16 protein-coding genes are annotated in these 15,931 nt (G+C 70.0%); 9 read left to right on the forward strand and 7 right to left on the reverse strand.

The features are described 5' to 3' along the window. Positions 1-445: 445 nt before the first annotated feature. Positions 446-745 (reverse strand): hypothetical protein, encoded by a 300-nt coding sequence (locus ACFYRX_RS37375; protein WP_389109957.1) that lies wholly within the window; start codon positions 743-745, stop codon positions 446-448. A gap of 21 nt (positions 746-766) precedes the next feature. Continuing rightward, positions 767-2,464 (reverse strand): sodium:solute symporter family protein, encoded by a 1,698-nt coding sequence (locus tag ACFYRX_RS37380; RefSeq protein WP_389109960.1) that lies wholly within the window; start codon positions 2,462-2,464, stop codon positions 767-769. 111 nt (positions 2,465-2,575) lie between these two features. Between ACFYRX_RS37380 and galT the strand changes: the two genes are divergently transcribed. The 4 genes from galT (at position 2,576) to ACFYRX_RS37400 (ending at position 6,646) form a co-directional block, all read left to right on the forward strand. Then, positions 2,576-3,637, forward strand: a complete 1,062-nt coding sequence (gene galT, locus ACFYRX_RS37385; RefSeq protein ID WP_389109961.1) for a galactose-1-phosphate uridylyltransferase — start codon at positions 2,576-2,578, stop codon at positions 3,635-3,637. Beyond that, positions 3,634-4,611 carry a UDP-glucose 4-epimerase GalE gene (gene galE / locus ACFYRX_RS37390; RefSeq protein WP_389109965.1) on the forward strand — a complete coding sequence of 326 codons (978 nt, stop codon included), beginning with the start codon at positions 3,634-3,636 and terminating at the stop codon, positions 4,609-4,611. The genes galT and galE overlap by 4 nt, the downstream gene beginning before the upstream one ends. Continuing rightward, positions 4,612-5,769, forward strand: a complete 1,158-nt coding sequence (gene galK / locus ACFYRX_RS37395) for a galactokinase (protein ID WP_389109968.1) — start codon at positions 4,612-4,614, stop codon at positions 5,767-5,769. Positions 5,770-5,857: 88 nt separating this feature from the next. Further along, positions 5,858-6,646, forward strand: coding sequence for a hypothetical protein (locus tag ACFYRX_RS37400; RefSeq protein WP_389109971.1), 789 nt, complete (start codon positions 5,858-5,860; stop codon positions 6,644-6,646). A gap of 4 nt (positions 6,647-6,650) precedes the next feature. On the opposite strand, the gene ACFYRX_RS37405 is transcribed toward ACFYRX_RS37400, so the two are convergent. Next, positions 6,651-7,106 (reverse strand): GNAT family N-acetyltransferase, encoded by a 456-nt coding sequence (locus tag ACFYRX_RS37405; protein WP_389109973.1) that lies wholly within the window; start codon positions 7,104-7,106, stop codon positions 6,651-6,653. A 273-nt stretch (positions 7,107-7,379) separates the two neighbouring features. On the opposite strand from ACFYRX_RS37405, the gene ACFYRX_RS37410 reads away from it, so the two are divergent. Further along, positions 7,380-8,147, forward strand: coding sequence for a LuxR C-terminal-related transcriptional regulator (locus ACFYRX_RS37410; protein WP_389109976.1), 768 nt, complete (start codon positions 7,380-7,382; stop codon positions 8,145-8,147). A 70-nt stretch (positions 8,148-8,217) separates the two neighbouring features. On the opposite strand, the gene ACFYRX_RS37415 is transcribed toward ACFYRX_RS37410, so the two are convergent. Beyond that, a complete protein-coding gene (locus tag ACFYRX_RS37415; protein WP_062044135.1) occupies positions 8,218-8,715 on the reverse strand; it encodes a MarR family winged helix-turn-helix transcriptional regulator in 498 nt (165 codons plus the stop codon). A gap of 89 nt (positions 8,716-8,804) precedes the next feature. Between ACFYRX_RS37415 and ACFYRX_RS37420 the strand changes: the two genes are divergently transcribed. The 3 genes from ACFYRX_RS37420 (at position 8,805) to ACFYRX_RS37430 (ending at position 10,189) form a co-directional block, all read left to right on the forward strand. After that, positions 8,805-9,599, forward strand: a complete 795-nt coding sequence (locus tag ACFYRX_RS37420) for a trans-aconitate 2-methyltransferase (RefSeq protein ID WP_389109979.1) — start codon at positions 8,805-8,807, stop codon at positions 9,597-9,599. After that, the gene (locus ACFYRX_RS37425; RefSeq protein ID WP_389109981.1) at positions 9,599-9,952 is read left to right on the forward strand and encodes a VOC family protein; all 354 of its coding nucleotides are present in this window, start codon (positions 9,599-9,601) and stop codon (positions 9,950-9,952) included. The genes ACFYRX_RS37420 and ACFYRX_RS37425 overlap by 1 nt, the downstream gene beginning before the upstream one ends. A 63-nt stretch (positions 9,953-10,015) precedes the next feature. Continuing rightward, entirely contained in the window at positions 10,016-10,189 is a 174-nt protein-coding gene (locus ACFYRX_RS37430) for a CsbD family protein (RefSeq protein ID WP_389109983.1), read from the forward strand. Positions 10,190-10,294: 105 nt separating this feature from the next. On the opposite strand, the gene ACFYRX_RS37435 is transcribed toward ACFYRX_RS37430, so the two are convergent. Next, positions 10,295-10,975: a TetR family transcriptional regulator gene (locus ACFYRX_RS37435; RefSeq protein ID WP_389109985.1), complete on the reverse strand. Its 681-nt coding sequence runs from the start codon at positions 10,973-10,975 to the stop codon at positions 10,295-10,297. Beyond that, on the reverse strand, positions 10,972-11,982 hold the full coding sequence (locus ACFYRX_RS37440; protein WP_389109988.1) for an acyl-CoA desaturase: 1,011 nt from the start codon (positions 11,980-11,982) through the stop codon (positions 10,972-10,974). Before ACFYRX_RS37440 ends, ACFYRX_RS37435 begins: the two co-directional genes overlap by 4 nt. Positions 11,983-12,291: 309 nt before the next feature. On the opposite strand from ACFYRX_RS37440, the gene ppc reads away from it, so the two are divergent. Beyond that, positions 12,292-15,051, forward strand: coding sequence for a phosphoenolpyruvate carboxylase (gene ppc, locus ACFYRX_RS37445; protein ID WP_389109991.1), 2,760 nt, complete (start codon positions 12,292-12,294; stop codon positions 15,049-15,051). A 69-nt stretch (positions 15,052-15,120) separates the two neighbouring features. Here the strand turns inward: ppc and ACFYRX_RS37450 are convergent, their stop codons facing one another. Then, positions 15,121-15,801 carry an LPXTG cell wall anchor domain-containing protein gene (locus tag ACFYRX_RS37450; RefSeq protein WP_389109994.1) on the reverse strand — a complete coding sequence of 227 codons (681 nt, stop codon included), beginning with the start codon at positions 15,799-15,801 and terminating at the stop codon, positions 15,121-15,123. Positions 15,802-15,931 lie beyond the last annotated feature (130 nt).

Raw genomic sequence — 15,931 nt, forward strand, 5'->3', positions numbered from 1 at the left:
GTCCGTCCTCGGTCCGGCGGCTCGGTCGCTTGAGTGGTGCTCGGTTCCGGACGCCGGCCGCTGCGGGCGGACACCCCCCACCCCGTCCCCTTCACGCCGCCGTCGACTGCAGGCGCGTCCACCGTCCCACGCTGTTAGGCGTCCAAAGGCACGTCCACCATCCCCACCCAGGGGCGCGGGGCCGTGTGCGTCCGAAGACGCGTCCACCGTCCCCACCCAGGGGCGCGGGGAACTGCGCGACCAGCCCCCACCCCGTACGCGTCCAAAGGTGCGTCCACTGTCCCCACCCAGGGGCGCGGGGAACTGCGCGACCAGCCCCCACCCCGTACGCGTCCAAAGGTGCGTCCACTGTCCCCACTCAGGGGCGCGGGGAACTGCGCGAACGGCCACGACGGGTCCGCGGCCGCCGGTCGGCGTCACGTGGCACAGCCCCCCGCGCGCGGCGCTACTCCGTGTCCGTCTCCTTCACCGGCACCGGTGCCACCGGCTTCAGCTTGAGCCAGATCAGGAAGAAGATGCCGAGGGCCAGCATCCCCAGCCCGGTCCAGAGGTTGATGTTGACGCCCTCGGCCTTGTCGAGCGTGGCGTCGGACGGGTTGATGCCGGCGATCGTGACGATGACGCCGTAGAGGACGAACAGGCCGCCGATGATGCGGCGCAGGTCGAAGATGCGGGCCGCGGTGGCGGACTTGGCCTGGAGTTCGGTGACTTCCCGCTGGACGTCGTGTTCGGAGTGCTCGGACATGGTCTCTCAATCCTTCCGCGGCTAGAACGAGAACGGGATGTAGCAGGCGGCGGCCAGGACGACCGCGCCCCAGCCCAGCAGGGCCGGCCTGCGGTACCAGGCGTCGTCGCCGGCGGCGGGGGCCTCGGTCATGCCGGGTGAGGTGGTGCCGTAGACCAGGCCCTGGAGTTCCGCGGCCGGCTTGGGGGCCGTGAAGAGGGACACGGCGACCATGACGACCGCACCGGCCACGAAGCCGACGATCGCGGAGACGAAGTTGGCGCCCTGGTCGGAGGGGATGTCGATGATGCCCTGCTTGTAGATCCAGAAGTAGTTCACCATCGCGGAGACCGTGCCGGCGAGCAGGCCCCAGAAACCGGACTTCACGGACGCGCGCTTCCAGAACATGCCGACGACGAAGACGACGAACATCGGCACGTTGAAGAAGGAGAACAGCGTCTGGAGGTAGCTCATGATGTTGGAGAAGGAGGACGCCAGGAAGGCTGTGCCTACCGAGGCCGCCACGCCGATCACCGTGATCAGGCGGCCGAAGCGGACGTAGTACTCGTCCTCGCGGCCCTGGCGTACGTACCTGCCCCAGATGTCGTTCGTGAACACCGTGTTGAACGACGAGACGTTCGCCGCCATGCCCGCCATGAAGGCCGCCAGCAGGCCGGTGACGGCGATGCCGAGGACGCCGTTGGGCAGGAGCTGTTCCATCAGGTACGGGATGGCGTCGTTGTACTGGTAGCCCGAGTCGGGGGTGCCGAAGCCGGGGATCAGGGCGGCGGCCGTCAGGCCCGGGATCATCACCAGGAAGACGATGAAGATCTTCGGGAACGCCGCGATCAGGGGCGTTCGCTGGGCCGCTGAGAGGTTCTTCGCCGACAGCGCTCGCTGGACCTCCGCGAAGTTCGTCGTCCAGTAGCCGAAGGACAGCACGAAGCCGAGGCCGAGCACGATCGTCAGCCAGTTCGCGCCCAGCGGGTTCGCGCTGCCGATGCCGGTGCCGCCCCAGGCGGTGGTGAAGTTCGCTCCGTGCTCCGCCGTGAGTTTGTCCGTGAGGCCGCCCCAGCCGCCGACCTTCTTCAGGCCCAGGACCACCAGCGGGATGAGGGCCGCCAGGATCACGAAGAACTGGAGGACCTCGTTGTAGATGGCGGAGGACAGGCCGCCGAGGGTGATGTAGGCCAGGACGAAGGCGCCGGCGACCACGATGGCCACCCATTGCGGCCAGCCGAGGAGGGCTTCGACCACGATGGCCAGGGCGTAGAGGTTCACGCCCGCGATCAGGATGGCCGCGAAGGCGAACAGGGCCGAGCTGAGGAGGTGCGCCCACTTGTCGAAGCGCAGGAGGAGCATCTCGGGGACCGAGCGCACCTTGCTGCCGTAGTAGAAGGGCATCATCACCAGGCCGAGGAAGACCATGGCCGGGATGGCGCCGATCCAGTACCAGTGGACCGTGTACGCCCCGTACTGCGCGCTGTTGGCGGCCATGCCCAGGATCTCGGTGGCGGCCAGGTTGGCGGAGATGAAGGCGAGGCCCGTGATCCAGGCCGGCAGTGAGCGGCCGGAGAGGAAGAAGTCCAGGCTCGTCTTCACCGAGCGGCGGGCCGCGAAGCCGATGCCGAGCACGACGACGAAGTAGATGCCGAGGATCATGTAGTCGAGCCAGTTGGTGGGGAGCCTCAGCTCGGCCGCCATGTATGTGGCGTTTGCGGCATTTGTGGGGGATTGCATAGTCAGCAATTGAACACCTCGACTGGTGCGCTTTGTTTGTTTCCGATGTTGACGTGGGTGAGCGGTTATGGTTACTTGTGTTTAGTTATGTTTGAGTGAAGGAGTCCAGCGGTGAAGAAGACCTCGACCCGGCTGGCCGACGGTCGCGAGCTCATCTACTACGACCTGCGCGACGACACCGTCCGCGACGCCGTGGACCGACGTCCGCTGGAGCGGACCGTCACCACGTCCGAGGTTCGTCGGGATCCGCTGCTCGGCGACTCCGTGGCCATCGCCTCGCACCGACAGGGGCGCATCTACCACCCGCCCAAGGACGAGTGCCCGCTGTGCCCCTCGCAGGGGGAGCGGCTGAGTGAGATCCCGGACTCGTCCTACGACGTTGTGGTGTTCGAGAATCGTTTTCCCTCGCTGGCAGGTGACTCGGGCCGCTGCGAGGTCGTCTGCTTCACCTCCGACCACAACTCCTCCTTCGCCGATCTGACCGAGGAGCAGGCGCGGCTCGTTCTCGACGCCTGGACCGACCGGACCTCGGAGCTGTCGCATCTCCCCTCCGTCGAGCAGGTCTTCTGTTTCGAGAACCGCGGCGCCGAGATCGGTGTAACCCTGGGTCACCCGCACGGCCAGATCTACGCCTACCCGTTCACCACCCCTCGCACCGCGCTGATGCTGCGCTCTCTCGCCGCCCACAAGGAGGCGACCGGAGGGGAGAACCTCTTCGACGCCGTCCTGGAGCGCGAGCTGGCCGAGGAGCGGGTCGTGCTGGAGGGCGAGCACTGGGTGGCCTTCGTGCCCTGGTCGGCGCACTGGCCCTACGAGGTGCACCTCTACCCGAAGCGCCGGGTGCCGGACCTGCTGGGCCTGGAGGAGGAGGCGCGCACAGAGTTCCCCAAGGTGTACCTGGAACTCTTGAGGCGCTTCGACCGGATCTTCGGGGAGGGTGAGACTCCCACGCCGTACATCGCCGCCTGGCACCAGGCGCCGTTCGGCGCGCTGGAGGAGTTCGAGGGCGTCAACCGCGACGACTTCGCGCTCCACCTGGAGCTTTTCACCATCCGCCGCACGTCCGGCAAGCTGAAGTTCCTCGCGGGCTCCGAGTCCGGCATGAACGTCTTCATCAACGACATCAGCCCGGAGGCCGCGGCACAGCGACTGCGAGAGGTAGCGAGTTCATGAGCAGCGGGAAGTACCTGGTCACGGGTGGCGCGGGATACGTCGGCAGTGTCGTCGCCCAGCATCTGCTGGAGGCCGGCCACGAGGTCGTCGTCCTCGACAACCTCTCCACCGGCTTCCGCGAGGGCGTCCCGGCCGGGGCCGCCTTCATCGAGGGCGACATCCGCGACGCCGCCAAGTGGCTCGACTCCTCCTTCGACGGTGTGCTGCACTTCGCCGCGTTCTCGCAGGTCGGCGAGTCGGTCGTGAAGCCCGAGAAGTACTGGGAGAACAACGTCGGCGGGACGATGGCGCTGCTCAGCGCCATGCGCGAGGCCGGCGTGCGCCGACTGGTGTTCTCCTCCACGGCCGCCACCTACGGGGAGCCCGAGGAGGTGCCGATCGTCGAGTCGGCGCCGACGAAGCCCACCAACCCCTACGGCGCCTCCAAGCTCTCCGTCGACTTCATGATCACCAGCGAGGCGAACGCGCACGGCCTGGGTGCCGTGTCCCTGCGCTACTTCAACGTCGCCGGCGCCTACGGCAAGCAGGGCGAGCGGCACGACCCCGAGTCGCACCTCATCCCGCTGATCCTCCAGGTCGCCCAGGGCAGGCGGGAGGCGATCTCCGTCTTCGGCGAGGACTACCCGACGCCGGACGGCACCTGCGTCCGCGACTACATCCACGTCGCCGACCTGGCCGACGCGCACCTGCTGGCGCTGAAGGCCGCCCAGCCGGGTGAGCACCTCATCTGCAACCTCGGCAACGGCGAGGGCTTCTCGGTCCGCCAGGTCATCGAGACCGTCCGCCAGGTCACCGGCCACCCGATCCCCGAGGTCGTGGCCCCGCGCCGGGCCGGCGACCCGGCCACCCTGGTCGCCTCCGCCGCCACCGCCCGCGAGAAGCTGGGCTGGAACCCGACCCGCGCGGACCTCGCGGGGATCGTCGCGGACGCGTGGGAGTTCGCTCAGACCATCAGCGCAGCAAGGGAGCAGTAAGTGTCGGCACAGCAGGTCCGGGACGGTTTCACCGAGCTCTACGGAACCGAGCCCGAGGGTGTCTGGTCGGCGCCGGGCCGCGTCAACCTCATCGGTGAGCACACCGACTACAACGACGGCTTCGTGATGCCCTTCGCGCTGCCGCACACCGCGGTCGCGGCCGTCTCCCGGCGCGAGGACGGCGTCCTGCGCCTGCACTCGGCGGACGTCGAGGGCGGTGTCGTCGAACTGCGCCTGGACGACCTCGCCCCCGACAGCGACCGGAACTGGACCGCCTACCCGGCCGGTGTCGTCTGGGCCCTGCGCGAGGCGGGCCACGCGGTCACCGGCGCGGACATCCACCTCGCCTCCACGGTCCCCTCCGGCGCGGGCCTGTCCTCGTCGGCGGCCCTGGAGGTCGTGGTCGCCCTCGCGCTCAACGACCTGTACGAACTCGGTCTCCAGCGCTGGCAGTTGGCCCGTCTGTGCCAGCGCGCCGAGAACGTCTACGTCGGCGCCCCCACCGGGATCATGGACCAGACCGCGTCCGCCTGCTGCGAGAGCGGCCACGCCCTGTTCCTCGACACCCGGGACCTCTCCCAGAAGCAGATCCCCCTCGACCTCGCCGCCGAGGGCATGGTCCTGCTCGTCGTCGACACCCGCGTCAAGCACTCCCACAGCGAGGGCGAGTACGGCAAGCGCCGCGCGGGCTGCGAGAAGGGCGCCGCGCTGCTCGGCGTCGACGCCCTGCGGGACGTTCCCTACGGCGAGCTCGACGCGGCGCTGGCCCGGCTGGGCGACGAGGAGGAGGTCGTACGCCTGGTCCGGCATGTCGTCACCGAGGACGAGCGGGTCGAGAAGGTCGTCGCCCTGCTGGAGTCGGGCGGGGACACCCGTGCGATCGGCCCGGTGCTGGTCGAGGGGCACGCCTCGCTGCGGGACGACTTCCGCATCTCCTGCCCGGAGCTGGACCTGGTCGTCGACACCGCCCTCGCCTCGGGAGCCCTGGGCGCCCGGATGACCGGCGGCGGCTTCGGCGGCTCGGCGATCGTGCTGGCGGAGGCGGCCGACGCGGAGAGCATCACCAAGGCGGTCGAAGAGGCGTTCGCCGCAGCGGAGTTCACCGCCCCGCGGGTCTTCGAGGCGGTGCCCTCGGCGGGTGCTCGGCGTCTCGCCTGAGGCCTGACGGCCACTGTTTTGCCCGGCTTGATCCGAACTTGGGGAAAGCCGGGCCTCTCCCTGACACACGCCCCAGTAGCGTCGGAGCGTGAGTCGAAGGCGCCATCGCATCCTGTCGGCGATCGGCATCGGCTGCTACGTGCTGGCCGCGATCGTCGGCCTGTTCCTGCTGGGGGGCACCCAGGGCACCGGTCTCCTGGTGCCCCTGTGGATCGCGCACGGCGTGCTCCTCGCCGTGCTGCTGACGAAGCTGTGCGCCGACGAGACGGGCGCACCCCTCGCCCTGTTCGTCATCGGGGCCTCCCTGGCCGCGGTGTACTTCGCCGACCTGGCCCGCGACGACCTCACCCTGGAGCGGCGGGGCGAGCGGATCGACGCCACCGTCGTACGGGAGTGGCTCGCCCCTGACCAGGGCCGGCAGGTGAACACCTACGACTACGCGCTCGCCGGCCGCGACGGCACCAGGCTGCCGGGCCCCGCCCTCCAGGCCCGGGCAGGCCGCTTCGCCGTCGGCCAGTCCGTCACCGTGCTCGCGGACCCCGAGGGCGTCCTGCGCCCCCGCACCCCGGGTGACGCGGACGCCACCGGAACCGTCCTGGGCGTGGGGGCCTTCGCGCTGGTGGCGCTCGGCATCGTCGCGGCCACGGCCCGCCGGGGCGCGACCGTCGCACGGCAGCGGGAGGAGCGGGCCAAGCTGGACGAACAGGAACACACGCTCCGCGAGGCCCTGCGCACCGCCTCGGCCGACGCCAACGGCTTCGTCGAGGTCCACCCGGAGCACTACCCCGACATCTCCCACCGCCGCGCGGCCGGTATCGCCGGGGAGCTGGGCCTGGAGCCGGCCGACGACCCGGGCTCCTGGCGCTTCAGGGACTGACCGCTCACCCCAGCCGCTTGGTCAGCGTGTACTCCGTGACCCCCGGCGGATAGTCCGGGATCACACACACCACCTCGTACCCCTGCTTGCGGTAGAACTCCGGCGCCTGGAAGTCCCACGTCTCCAGGCGTACGGCGGTGCAGCCCCGGCCGCGCCGGGCCAGGCGCTCCGCCCGTGCGAGCAACTGCGAACCCAGGCCCGCCCCGCGGTGCCGCCCGTCGACCCACAGCTGGCTCACGTGGAGCCAGCTCGTCCAGGTGTGGCCGACCAGTCCGCCGGCCAGGTCGCCGGAGTCGTCCAACGCCCAGACATGGAGCGGAAGTTCCCGTCCACCAGGGGTTCCGCGCAGTGCGCGCAGGACCGGGGAGGCCGCCGTGTTGGTGTCCAGCAGACGTTTGCGGAGCAGATCTTGCCGGGCCTTGTCGACTTCTGTCTCCAGACGAAACATGCGGCTCACCATAAACGCACCGGACAGCCAGTTCTGCAAATAACCTTCCGCTCCTGCCCCCCGGCCGTACCCTGATGAACAGCACCGGTGGGGGCCGGTGCTGATCAGGGGGCGAGACAGTCGGGTACGGCACCCGAAGCGGGGGTAGCAGTTCTTGCGCGGCGGCGGCCGTGCGGCCATCGTGCTTCGGGAGTCGTACCCGCGGCGGTGTCGTCTCCCGAGTCGTCCTCAGACGAAGACGATGGAGTATCCCCCGCTCTTCGAGAGCTTGGGGAAGGGGGTTTCGTGGTTCGCATCCGAGTCCTGGTCGTCGACGACCATCGCATCTTCGCCGAATCGCTCGCCGCTGCGCTGGCGGCCGAGCCCGACGTGGAGGTCTCCGCGGCCGGCAGCGGTCCCGCCGCGCTGCGCAGTCTGGAGCGCGCGGTCGCCGAGGGCCGCCGCTTCGACGTGCTGCTCGTCGACGCGGATCTGGGCGGCAACGTCCAGGGCATCAGGCCCGCCGTGTCCGTGCAGGACGGCAACGAGGAGGGGCTGGTCGACGGCATCTCGCTGGTCGCCGGGGTCCGCTCGGGACAGCCGGCCGTACGCATCGTCGTGCTCGCCGAGAAGGACGATCCGCGGCGGGCCGCGCTCGCCCTGCAGGCCGGCGCCTCGGGCTGGGTCGCCAAGGACTGCTCGCTGTCCCGGCTGCTCACGGTCATACGAGGGGTCCTGCGCGACGAGACCCATCTCCCGCCCGCCCTGCTCACGGGCGTACTGCGGGAGCTCACCGCCGCCCGCAAGCACCGCACCGAGAGCGAGCTGCTGGTGGAGTCCCTCACACCGAGGGAGCGGGAAGTGCTCAGGTGCATGGTCGCCGGGCTGGGGCGCAAGGCGGTCGCCGAGCGCCTGTTCCTCTCCCCGCACACCGTCCGCACCCATATGCAGAACGTCCTCGGCAAGCTGGGCGTCCACTCCACCCTGGCCGCCGTCGCGTTGGCGCGGCGCGCGGGGGTCGGACCCGTCGACCTGGCCGGGGATGTCGTCGAACGGGGCGGTCAACTGGCGTAGGGGAGCAACGGCGTCCAGTCCGACGACGACCTGGCGTGGCACAGCCCGAACGGCTCTCGCAGCGGAGCGCCTAGCCGGGGATGTTGTCGAACGGGGCGGTCAACTGGCGTAGCAGCCCGGCCAGTTCGCCGCGCTGGGCGCGAGAGAGCTCGGCGAGGATCGCGCGTTCCTGTTCCAGCAGACCGGCGAGGGCCTGGTCCGCGCGGTCCTTGCCGTCCTCGGTGAGCCTGACCAGCACCCCACGCCGGTCGCTCGGGTCGGGCAGCCGCTCCACCAGGTCCTTCTTGGCCAACCGGTCGATGCGGTTGGTCATCGTGCCCGAGGTGACCAGAGTCTGCGTCAGAAGCTGTCCCGGAGAGAGCTGATACGGCGTTCCCGCGCGCCTGAGAGCGGTCAGCACGTCGAACTCCCAGGGCTCCAGGCTGTGCTCGGCGAAGGCCAGCCGGCGCGCCCGGTCCAGGTGCCGGGCCAGTCTGCTCACCCGGCTGAGGACCTCGAGCGGTTCCACGTCGAGGTCCGGGCGCTCCCGGCGCCACGCAGCGACCAGCCGATCGACCTCGTCCTCCATGACGATCAGTGTAGTGGTTGTGTCGACGTGAAGTCTCTTGAAGTCAAGTCTCTTGACGTCAAGACAAAAATGGGGGGACAGTGGGTCCCATGACGACCTGGGACCCCGCTCAGTACCTCCGCCACGCGGACCACCGCGCCCGCCCCTTCACCGACCTCCTCGCCCGCGTCGGGGACCTGCCGGGCGACCGGCCGGTGATCGCCGACCTGGGCTGCGGCCCCGGCAACGTGACGGCGCTGCTCGCCGAGCGCTGGCCCACAGCCGACATCACCGGCTACGACACATCGGCCGAGATGCTCGACAAGGCACAGGCCGAGCACGCGGGCCCCACGTCCGGCGGAGGGCACCTCGACTTCGCCCACGCCGACGTCCGCACATGGACGCCCGCACAGCCGTACGACCTCATCGTCAGCAACGCCACGCTGCAGTGGGTGCCGGGGCACGTGGAGCGGTTCCCGGAGTGGATCGACGGCCTCGCCCCCGGTGGCACCCTCGCCTTCCAGGTACCCGGCAACTTCGACTCCCCGAGCCACCGGCTGATGCGCGAACTCGCCGGCCCGGCGGGGATCGCGGAGACACTGCGCCACGACGACGCCGTCCTCCCGCCCGAGGCCTATCTCGCGGAGCTCGCCGACCTGGGCTGCGAGGTGGACGCGTGGGAGACGACGTACGTGCACCTGCTGCGGGGCCAGGACCCGGTCCTGGACTGGGTGAAGGGAACCGGTCTGCGGCCCGTGCTGGCCGCGCTCGCCGACGACCCGGAGGCCCGGGAGACGTTCCTGGCCCAGTACCGGGCGGCCCTGCGCGAGGCGTACCCGGCCGGGCCGCACGGCACGCCGTTCCCGTTCCGCCGCATCTTCGCCGTCGCCCGGAAGAAGGCCTGATGCTCACCGCCGTCGACCACGTGCAACTGGCCGCCCCGCCGGGCTCCGAGGACCTGTTGCGGGCGTACTACGTCGGCGTCCTCGGAATGACCGAGGTGTCCAAGCCGCCGGTACTCGCGGCACGCGGCGGATGCTGGTTCCGGGCGGGCGCCGTGGAGCTGCACCTGGGCATCGAGGAGGGTTTCCGGCCCTCGGCCAAGGCCCACCCCGGGCTCAGGGTCACGGACATCGCGGCGTACGCCGCCCGGCTGGAAGCGGGCGGGGCGAGAGTGGTGTGGGACGAGGGCCTGCCGGGGCGCCGGCGGTTCTATTCGTACGACCCCGTGGGCAACCGGCTGGAGTTCCTTGTTTGACCGGCCCGGTCGGGGTCACCCGCAGTGAGGACAGCGGAGTCGCTAACGCTGGGAGTGAGAGCAGTGGCAGGAGACCAGAAGGCCAAGGGCAAGAAGGAACAGGCCAAGGGCAAGGCCAAGGAGGCCATCGGCCGCGCGGTCGGCAACGAGCGCATGGAGGCCGAGGGCCGCGCCGGACAGGCCAAGGGCGACGCCCGTCAGGCCAAGGAAAAGACGAAGGACGTCTTCAAGCACTGACGGTGGCCACAGGTCAGCTGTGGTTGCTCGCGCAGTTCCCCGCGCCCCTGGGAACGGGGCTTCGCCCCGACTCCCCAGGGGCGCGGGGCTGTCTCGATGTGCGGCCTAGCTCTTGCGGCGCCCTATCAGGCGCGGCTTGGCCTCCAGGCCGTCCAGCCCGTGCCACGCCAGGTTGACCAGGTGCGCCGCCACCTCCGCCTTCTTCGGGCGGCGGACGTCCAGCCACCACTGGCCGGTCAGCGCGACCATGCCGACCAGGGCCTGGGCATACAGCGGGGCCAGCTTGGGATCGAAGCCCCTCCTCTTGAACTCGCGGCCCAGGATGTCCTCGACCTGCGTGGCGATGTCCGAGATGAGCGACGCGAAAGAGCCCGTGGACTGCGGGATGGGAGAGTCCCGGACCAGGATCCGGAACCCGTCCGTGTACTCCTCGATGTAGTCAAGGAGCGCGAAGGCCGCCTGTTCGCACAGTTCACGGGGATGACCTGCCGTCAGGGAACTCGTCACCATGTCCAGCAGGCGCCGCATCTCACGGTCCACCACCACCGCGTACAGGCCCTCCTTGCCGCCGAAGTGCTCGTACACCACCGGCTTGGAGACGCCCGCCTTCGCCGCGATCTCCTCCACCGACGTGGCCTCGAAACCCTTCGTGGCAAAGAGCGTGCGACCGATCTCGAGCAACTGCGCGCGGCGCTCGGCCCCCGTCATCCGGGTGCGCCGCACGCGCCGCGGCTTCGCTTCGTCGCTCGGGGTGCTGCTGGAGTCGGTCGCCACGGCGTCCATCATGCCGCCTCGACGGCCTCCTTCTGACGCCCGGAGCCGTCCCCGTCCGTGTTCCGGCGGGAATCGATACGCGAGCGTGACGGCCAGCGCACGTCGTATGCCCATCCGAGCATCTCGAACCAGCGGATGAACCGCGCCGACGAGTCCACCTGCCCCCGCATCACCCCGTGCCGCGCCGACGTCGGTTCCGCGTGGTGCAGGTTGTGCCAGGACTCACCGCAGGACAGCACCGCCAGCCACCACACGTTGCCCGAACGGTCCCGCGACTTGAAGGGCCGCTTGCCGACCGCGTGACAGATCGAGTTGATCGACCACGTCACGTGGTGCAACAGGCAGACGCGGACCAGCGAGCCCCAGAAGAAACCGGTGAACGCGCCCCACCAGGACATCGTCACCAGACCGCCGATCACGGCCGGCAGGGCCAGGGAGAGCAGGGCCCAGAAGATGAACTGGCGCGAGATCGCCCGCATCGCCGGGTCCTTCACCAGGTCCGGCGCGTACTTCTCCTGAGGGGTCTGCTCCTCGTCGAACATCCAGCCGATGTGGGCCCACCACAGGCCCTTCATCAGCGCCGGGAGCGTCTCCCCGAACCGCCACGGCGAGTGGGGGTCGCCCTCGGCGTCGGAGAACTTGTGGTGCTTGCGGTGATCGGCCACCCAGCGCACCAGCGGCCCCTCGACCGCCATCGACCCCATGATCGCCAGCGCGATCCGCAGCGGCCGCTTGGCCTTGAAGGAGCCGTGCGTGAAATAGCGGTGGAAGCCGATCGTGATGCCGTGGCAACCGAGGTAGTAGAAGAAGACGAGAAGGCCTAGGTCCAGCCAGCTCACACCCCAGCCCCACGCCAGCGGCACCGCCGCCAGCACTGCCAGGAACGGAACGATGATGAAGAGGAGCAGCGTGATCTGCTCGAGTGAGCGCTTCTGCTCACCCCCCAGTGTCGCGGACGGCGGTGCCGAGCCGTCGTTCGCCTGCGGGGCGTCTCCGATCACATCGGAGCTCGTGGTCATGGGCGTCCCCTGTGGGGTTTCGAGGATGGAGAACAGGTGCCGGGCTCCGGGAATCCTTCCCGGGTTCCGTTACAGCGGACCCTACGGTTCCGTAACCTACGGCGTCGTAAGTATGGCAGTGCGTGGCCGCCCGGCGGCAAGAGCCCAGAAGTCCGCGCGCCCGCGTCGACACCTATCCTTGGAGTCGGTCGGACAGCGCGGTCCGTTCTGTTTCTTCCCGGATGTCCGGCCCGTATGCGGCGGCTGCCGCACGACCGAACACCCGGGTTCCCTCCCGGACGAGCTTCAACACTGCAAGGAGCCGCACCTGTGAGCAGTGCCGACGACCTGACCACCAGCGCCACATCGACCAGCAGCGAGCTGCGCGCCGACATCCGCCGGCTGGGCGACCTCCTGGGCGAGACCCTCGTCCGCCAGGAGGGCCCCGAGCTGCTGGAACTCGTCGAGAAGGTGCGCCGCCTCACCCGTGAGGACGGCGAGGCCGCCGCCGAGCTGCTGCGTGGCACCGAACTGGAGACCGCGGCCAAGCTGGTCCGCGCCTTCTCCACCTACTTCCACCTGGCCAACGTCACCGAGCAGGTCCACCGCGGCCGCGAACTGCGGGCCAAGCGCGCCGCCGAGGGCGGCCTCCTCGCCCGTACGGCCGACCGCCTCAAGGACGCCGACCCCGAGCACCTGCGCCAGACCGTCGCCAACCTCAACGTCCGCCCGGTCTTCACCGCCCACCCGACGGAGGCCGCCCGCCGTTCGGTGCTGAACAAGCTCCGCCGGATCGCCGCCCTCCTGGAGACGCCGGTCATCGAAGCGGACCGCCGCCGCTACGACACCCGTCTGGCCGAGAACATCGACCTCGTCTGGCAGACCGACGAGCTCCGTGTCGTACGCCCCGAGCCCGCCGACGAGGCCCGCAACGCCATCTACTACCTCGACGAGCTGCACGCCGGTGCCGTGGGTGACGTACTCGAGGACCTGACGGCCGAGCTGGAGCGCGTCGGCGTCCAGCTCCCCGACGCCACCCGCCCCCTGACCTTCGGCACCTGGATCGGCGGCGACCGCGACGGCAACCCCAACGTCACCCCGCAGGTCACCTGGGACGTCCTGATCCTCCAGCACGAACACGGCATCAACGACGCCCTCGAACTCATCGACGAGCTGCGCGGCTTCCTGTCGAACTCCATCCGCTACACCGGCGCCACCGAGGAACTCCTCCAGTCCCTCGGCGCCGACCTGGAGCGGCTGCCCGAGATCAGCCCCCGCTACAAGCGCCTCAACGCCGAGGAGCCGTACCGCCTCAAGGCCACCTGCATCCGGCAGAAGCTGGAAAACACCAAGCAGCGCCTGGCCAAGGGCACCCCGCACGAGGACGGCCGCGACTACCTCGGCACCGGCGAGCTCCTCCAGGACCTCACCCTCATCCAGACCTCCCTGCGCGAGCACCGGGGCGGCCTGTTCGCCGACGGCCGGATGAACCGCACCATCCGCACCCTGGCCGCCTTCGGCCTCCAGCTCGCCACCATGGACGTCCGCGAGCACGCCGACGCCCACCACCACGCCCTCGGCCAGCTCTTCGACCGCCTCGGCGAGGAGTCCTGGCGGTACGCGGACATGCCCCGCGAGTACCGCGGCAAGCTGCTCGCCAAGGAGCTGCGCTCCCGCCGCCCCCTCGGCCCGACCCCGGCGCCCGTCGACGCGGCCGGCGAGAAGACCCTCGGCGTCTTCCAGACCGTGAAGCGGGCCCTGGAGGTGTTCGGACCCGAGGTCGTCGAGTCGTACATCATCTCCATGTGCCAGGGCGCCGACGACGTCTTCGCGGCGGCCGTCCTGGCCCGCGAGGCCGGACTCCTGGACCTGCACGCCGGCTGGGCGAAGATCGGCATCGTGCCGCTCCTGGAGACCACCGACGAGCTCAAGGCCGCCGACACCATCCTGGAGGACATGCTCTCCGACCCCTCCTACCGGCGCCTGGTCGCGCTGCGCGGGGACGTCCAGGAGGTCATGCTCGGCTACTCCGACTCCTCCAAGTTCGGCGGCATCACCACCAGCCAGTGGGAGATCCACCGCGCCCAGCGCCGGCTGCGCGACGTCGCCCACCGCTACGGCGTACGCCTGCGCCTCTTCCACGGCCGCGGCGGCACCGTCGGCCGCGGCGGCGGCCCCTCCCACGACGCGATCCTCGCCCAGCCCTGGGGCACCCTCGAAGGCGAGATCAAGGTCACCGAACAGGGCGAGGTCATCTCCGACAAGTACCTCGTGCCGTCCCTGGCCAGGGAGAACCTGGAGCTCACGGTCGCCGCCACCCTCCAGGCGTCCGCCCTGCACACCTCCCCGCGCCAGTCCGACGAGGCCCTCGCCCGCTGGGACGCCGCGATGGACATCGTCTCGGACGCCGCGCACGCCGCGTACCGCAGGCTCGTCGAGGACCCGGACCTGCCGACCTACTTCCTCGCGTCGACACCGGTGGACCAGCTCGCCGACCTGCACCTCGGCTCACGGCCCTCCCGCCGCCCCGGCTCCGGCGTCTCCCTCGACGGACTGCGCGCCATCCCGTGGGTGTTCGGCTGGACCCAGTCCCGGCAGATCGTGCCCGGCTGGTTCGGCGTCGGCTCCGGACTCAAGGCCCTGCGCGAGTCGGGCCTGACGGCGACATCGGGAGGAGAGGGCGTCCTCGACGAGATGCACGAACAGTGGCACTTCTTCCGCAACTTCGTCTCCAACGTCGAGATGACCCTCGCCAAGACGGACCTGCGGATCGCCGGCCACTACGTCGACACCCTCGTCCCCGACGAGCTCAAGCACGTCTTCGACACCATCAAGGCCGAACACGAGCTCACTGTCCGCGAGGTCCTGAAGATCACCGGCGAACAGGAACTCCTCGACGCCACCCCGGTGCTGAAGCAGACCTTCACCATCCGCGACGCCTACCTGGACCCCATCTCCTACCTCCAGGTGACCCTGCTCAAGCGCCAGCGCGACGCGGCCGCCGCCGGTGAACAGCCCGACCCGCTGCTCGCCCGCGCCCTGCTCCTGACGGTCAACGGCGTCGCCGCGGGCCTGCGCAACACCGGCTGACCCCGCCGCAGTGCACAAGGCGGTGCCCCCGAGCCCTACGGCCCGGGGGCACCGCCTTGTGGGTCCAGGTCAGGCCCGGCGGCGCCTGACGACGAGGTAACCGCCCGCCACCGTCAGCGCGGCGGCGACACCGGCGAGCAGCCCGACGGGAGCGCTGTTACCGGTCTCGGCGAGATCACCGGCGGAGCCCTGCGCAGAAGCCGAGGCAGAGGCCGACGCAGACGCGGAAACGGGCGCGGAAGCGTCAGCCGAGGTCGAGGCGGAGGCCGACGAGGTGGCAGTGGGCGTCGACGTGGGAGCGGACGCGGTGGGCGTCGCCGTACCGCTGCCGCCGCCTTCCTCCTCCTCGCAGTCCGTCCAGAACACCTTGTGCTTCGCGGCACCCTTCTCACCGTCGAAGTTCCAGAACAGCTTGTAGTGCCCGTCCGGCAGCGACAGGTCGTCCGTACGGCCGTGACCGTCGCCGTCCAGCGTGATCGCACCGGACTTCACGGTCTCGCCCTTGACGTCGGCCGTCGGCGCCCAGGCCTCGATGTGCCAGTCGACCTCCTGGACGGCGTCAAAACCGAACGCGTCCAGATAGAAGGCGCAGACGTGCGGCTCGTTCTTGCGGAGTTCGTCGCCGGTCGTGGCGTCGTGGATCTTCACGGTCCCGTTGTCACCGGGAGCGGTCGCCTGGGCGGCCGGAGCGATGAGAAAGGCCGAGGTGGCGACGGCGGACAGGACGCCGGCGCGGATGAGGGTTCGCATGGGGCAGTGATCCATCTTCGAGAGAGAACGGAAGATGTGGAGGGGGCGGCTCAGCCTCCAGCCCCGACTGACTCCTGGTCAATCACGAACAGGACACGAACAGATCGTTCACAGAAACGACGCCCCCACA

This window comes from Streptomyces sp. NPDC005374 (assembly GCF_042872225.1).
Lineage (GTDB): Bacteria > Actinomycetota > Actinomycetes > Streptomycetales > Streptomycetaceae > Streptomyces.

Excerpts from the sequence above, each read along its gene's own strand:
- ACFYRX_RS37375 (WP_389109957.1), bottom strand. The coding sequence starts at position 745 with ATGTCCGAGCACTCCGAACACGACGTCCAGCGGGAAGTCACCGAACTC.
- ACFYRX_RS37380 (WP_389109960.1), bottom strand. The coding sequence starts at position 2,464 with ATGCAATCCCCCACAAATGCCGCAAACGCCACATACATGGCGGCCGAG.
- galE (WP_389109965.1), top strand. The coding sequence starts at position 3,634 with ATGAGCAGCGGGAAGTACCTGGTCACGGGTGGCGCGGGATACGTCGGC.
- ACFYRX_RS37405 (WP_389109973.1), bottom strand. The coding sequence starts at position 7,106 with ATGGTGAGCCGCATGTTTCGTCTGGAGACAGAAGTCGACAAGGCCCGG.
- ACFYRX_RS37415 (WP_062044135.1), bottom strand. The coding sequence starts at position 8,715 with ATGGAGGACGAGGTCGATCGGCTGGTCGCTGCGTGGCGCCGGGAGCGC.
- ACFYRX_RS37420 (WP_389109979.1), top strand. The coding sequence starts at position 8,805 with ATGACGACCTGGGACCCCGCTCAGTACCTCCGCCACGCGGACCACCGC.
- ACFYRX_RS37425 (WP_389109981.1), top strand. The coding sequence starts at position 9,599 with ATGCTCACCGCCGTCGACCACGTGCAACTGGCCGCCCCGCCGGGCTCC.
- ACFYRX_RS37435 (WP_389109985.1), bottom strand. The coding sequence starts at position 10,975 with ATGATGGACGCCGTGGCGACCGACTCCAGCAGCACCCCGAGCGACGAA.
- ACFYRX_RS37440 (WP_389109988.1), bottom strand. The coding sequence starts at position 11,982 with ATGACCACGAGCTCCGATGTGATCGGAGACGCCCCGCAGGCGAACGAC.
- ACFYRX_RS37450 (WP_389109994.1), bottom strand. The coding sequence starts at position 15,801 with ATGCGAACCCTCATCCGCGCCGGCGTCCTGTCCGCCGTCGCCACCTCG.